This window comes from Streptomyces sp. NPDC059455 (genome assembly GCF_042750115.1).
GTDB lineage: Bacteria > Actinomycetota > Actinomycetes > Streptomycetales > Streptomycetaceae > Streptomyces > Streptomyces endocoffeicus.
Window position 1 is genome coordinate 44,226 of sequence record NZ_JBHYVB010000077.1, and the last position, 3,886, is coordinate 48,111.

The following is a 3,886-nucleotide window of genomic DNA, read 5'->3' on the forward strand; positions in this document are numbered from 1 at the left end:
ACCCCCCGGCCCACCCCCCCCCCCCCGCCGCGGGGGGGGGGGGGCGCCCCCCCCCCGGGTGCGCCCGGCGCGCCTTGTGGGGGGCGCCGCCCCGGGGGGCCCCCCCCGGCTCGGCGGCCCAGCGGTGCTCCAGGTCAAGGGGGTACGGGCGCTGGAGGCGCTGCCCGTCGTCGAGGTGCATGAGAGCCTGCCGCTGGTCACCCGCTACTGGTCGGCCGTCTTCGACACCCGGCCGGTCACCGCCGGCACGATCATCGCGCCCGATCTGCGCGCGGTGCTCGCCTGCGTCGCGCGGGGCGCGGGGCTCGGCGTCCTGCCGCGCTATCTGTGCATGGACGCGCTGGACGCCGGGGAGGTGGTGGCCCTGCTCAACCCGCCCGTGCCGCCGCTGCGCACCTATTTCCTGGTGGTACGGACGGGGGCACTCGCGCTGCCGCATATCGCGCGGACGCACGAGTGGCTGTTGCGTGCGGCTGTCGATTGGTGAGTAAGTGGTTTCGCGGGACCAAGGGTGCGGCAGATGTCCTGCATGACCGAACGACCCGTGGTCAAGCGCACCGCCCGTGCCATTCTCCTCGATGGCGACACCGCGCCCCGCATGATCCTGATCAAGCGCACCAAGCCCGGCCAGGCGCCGTACTGGATCACTCCGGGCGGCGGGATGGAGCCCGAGGACGCGACCGTCGTCGAGGCCCTGTACCGCGAGGTGGACGAGGAACTGGGCGCGAAGGTGACGGACGTGGTGCCCGCCTTCGTCGACACCGTCCCGCATCCCGATGAGGGCGCCGAGGGCGCCGAGGGCGCTGAGGGCTCTGGGCGTGTGGGCGCGGCCGGTGTGAAGGTGCAGCACTTCTTCGTCTGCAGACTCGCCTCGATGGACCTCAGCCGGCGGCACGGCCCGGAGGTGGACGAGCCGTGCGGGGAGTACGACGTGGTGAGCGTCCCGTTCACCCGCGAGGGGATCGCCTCGGTCGAGGTGGTGCCGCCCTCGCTGCGGGCCTATCTCGACGCCAACATCGAGGGCGTGCTGGCCCTGCTCGCGGACGACCTCGGCTGAGACCTCGGCTGAGCGAAGCGAAGCCCTGACGGGCGGGTCCTCGCGGACAGGATCAGCAGTTGCTGGGCTCTGTCGGGGCAGGGCCTAACGGAACCAGCCGCTGAACGGCTGCTGGGTCTTCCGGGCCGCCCGCTGACGTGCCTCGGCCAGCACCCGCTCGGCCTCCTCCCGCCAGTCCTCGGGCCCCGCCTCGCGACGGCCCGGCCGCCGGATGGCCGAGCTGAGATCACGCACGACGGAGGGCTCAGCGGCCCGCCGAGTGGGGTCGGCCGGTTCGGGCTGCGCGGCCGGTTCGGGCTGCGCGATCGGCTGGGGCTGTGCGATCGGCTGGGGCTGCGCCGCCGGTCCGACGATCGGAGCCTGAGGCCCGAGGGCGTCCTGAGCAGCCGGGACCGTGGGGGCCGTCGGGACCGTCGGGGCGGTCTGGGCAGGTAGGCCCACCGGCCACGAGACCGGTGACGTGGGCGGGGCCGGAGGGATGGCCAGGACCTGAGTGTCCGAGTCCGTCAGCGGCTGAGTGCCCGGGGCGGCCGGGGCGGCCGGAGTCTGAGGGTGCGAGGCCCCCAGCTCGGTCTGAGCGGCCGGAACAGGCCGGGCGGCCTGGCCCGGCAGGTCCACCGCCCACGAGGGCCGTGAGACGGGCGGAGCAGGCGGAACGGGCTGGGCGAGAGGGGCAGGCTGGGCAGGCGGAACGGGCTGGGCGAGAGGGGCAGGCTGGGCAGGCGGAACGGGCGGCGCAGGCGGAACCCTGCGGCCCTCGCGGGCCTCGGCCGCGGCGCCGAAGAAGTCGCCGCCCTTCCGCTTGACGTCGTCCGTCCCCCAGTCCCGCTCCCGGTCGTGCTCGATGGCCTGGTCACCGGAGGGCCCCCGGCGCCGGGCGGCGTCGCCACCGCCGGTGCGCCGCTGCGCCGGGACCTTCTGGAGGTGCGGGATGTGCTTGGCGCAGTGGATGTACGCCTCCTCGATGGTCACCTCGACCCACACCACCGCGCGCCGCCCTGGCACCGGGTCCACCGGCAGCCCCGAGTACGCCTCTCGCATCTCGGCGTCCTCCACCACCCGGGCCCGGCCGTTCACATGCAGCCCGATCCGGTCCCGGAAGAAGTCGACCATGAGTATGCCCAGGTGGGGGTTCTCCTGGATATTGCCGAGGCTGGCCAGGACGCCGTTCCCCCGGTATTCGGGATAGGCCAGCGTGCGCGTGTCGAGCACTCTCAGAAAACCGGGCGGACCGGCCCGGAACGTGCTGTCGCACTCCCCGTGCTGGTCGGAGGTGGCCAGGAAGAACATTTCCTGGCGCCCGATGAACTCCCGCATCCGGACATTCAGGTGATCCAGCACCTGATCGTCGTAGAAGCGGTCGGCGCGGTCGACGGTGCCCAGTCGCCGCTGCAGATGGTGTTCGCCGTCGCTCCCGGGACGCCACGCGCGGTCGTCCAGGTGCTCCGCACTGTCCACGGTTCTCGTCCCCGTCCTGATTCGCCGTCCGGAATCGCCGGAATGCCTGCCTAGTGTTGTTGTTTCGCCGTATGCCGTCCGTGCCCGTGCCCTATTCCGCGGCCGCGGCGAGCTCCTCGATGGAGTCGTGCCGGATGCGGTGCGACGGAATGCCGATGCCCATCAGGGCGTCGACACCGCTGCGGATCATCCCGGGCGGCCCGGAGAGATAGGCGTCGAACGCGTTCCACGGGCCGTACTGCCGCACGGCGTCGGGCAGCCGGCCGCTGAGGCCGTTGGTCGGGCCGTCGGAGACGACGGGGCGGACCGCGAGCCACGGATGCTTCTGGGCCAGCCGCAGCATGGTGTCGATGTCATACAGATCGTGATCGTTGCGGGCGCCGTAGAAGACCTCGACCGTACGGTTGCGGCCGTGGTCGGCGACGTCCTCGACCAGCGCCTTGATCGGCGCGATACCGGTGCCGCCGCCGAGGCAGAGCAGCCCGTTGTCGCTGGCGTGGTCGACCGTCATGGAACCGGCGGGGGGCCCGAGGCGGATCACATCGCCAGGGCGGGCCCGGTGCACCAGCGCGGAGGACACCCATCCGGCCGGGACGGCCTTCACATGGAAGGAGAGCAGCCCGTCGGGGCGCGGCGCCGCGGCGAATGAATAGTGCCGCCAGACCCGCGGCCACCAGGGCGTTTCCAGTGATGTGTACTGGCCCGCCAGAAAGGGGTACGGCTGGTCCGGGCGGACGGTGATCACGGCGATGTCGTGGGTGCGCAGCTCATGCCCGACCACCTCGGCCTGCCACCACGCGGGGGCGATCAGCTCGTCCTCGGCGGCCGAGTCGATCATGATCTGGGAGATCGCGGTGTAGGCCCGCACCCAGGCGGCCTCGGCCTCGTCGTTCCAGGTGGTGACGGCGTAGCGGGTGAGCGCGCCGATCAGGCACTCACCGACGGCGGGGTAGTGCTCGGGCTGGGTGCCGTACTTGCGGTGGCCGCGGCCGAGCCGGGAGAGGAACTCGGTGAGGATGTCGGGGTCGTCGATGAGCCGGGCGGCGGTGAGGATCGCCTTGAACAGCCGGTCGCGCTGGGCGTCCATGGCGGCGGGGAAGAGCGGCCGCAGCTCGGGGTGCTGGACGAAGAGCAGCGCGTAGAAGTACGAGGTGACCTTGTCGCTGATCGGCTCGACCTCGGCCATGGTGCGGCGCAGCAGGATCGCGTCGGGCGAGGCGGTCTCGGGGACGGCGAACGGCGAGTCGAGGCCGGGCCGGACGTCCTGCGGGGCCGGGGCCACCTCGTCGGGGCGCTGATGCTCCTCGCGCCCGCGGGCCGCGGGGCCGGGGGCGGCGGGGCCGTGACCCGCCGGACCGTGACCCCCGGGGC

General features: G+C 73.0%; 3 protein-coding genes and 1 pseudogene. 2 read left to right on the forward strand and 2 right to left on the reverse strand.

Annotated features, from left to right (window positions below; all coding sequences use genetic code 11):
• Both ACFXB5_RS25850 and ACFXB5_RS25855 read left to right on the forward strand, forming a co-directional pair.
• Positions 1 to 487: LysR substrate-binding domain-containing protein (locus ACFXB5_RS25850; protein WP_385211913.1), on the forward strand; the 487-nt coding region annotated here is incomplete at its 5' end.
• Positions 488 to 529: 42 nt separating this feature from the next.
• Positions 530 to 1,057 carry an NUDIX domain-containing protein gene (locus tag ACFXB5_RS25855; RefSeq protein WP_385211915.1) on the forward strand — a complete coding sequence of 176 codons (528 nt, stop codon included), beginning with the start codon at positions 530 to 532 and terminating at the stop codon, positions 1,055 to 1,057.
• A gap of 737 nt (positions 1,058 to 1,794) precedes the next feature.
• On the opposite strand, the pseudogene ACFXB5_RS25860 reads toward ACFXB5_RS25855, so the two are convergent.
• Together ACFXB5_RS25860 and ACFXB5_RS25865 are read right to left on the reverse strand one after the other, a co-directional pair.
• A pseudogene (locus tag ACFXB5_RS25860) lies at positions 1,795 to 2,440 on the reverse strand (pyridoxamine 5'-phosphate oxidase family protein); the annotation flags it as partial.
• A 166-nt stretch (positions 2,441 to 2,606) separates the two neighbouring features.
• On the reverse strand, positions 2,607 to 3,886 hold a 1,280-nt coding region (locus tag ACFXB5_RS25865), incomplete at its 5' end, for a globin domain-containing protein (RefSeq protein WP_385211917.1).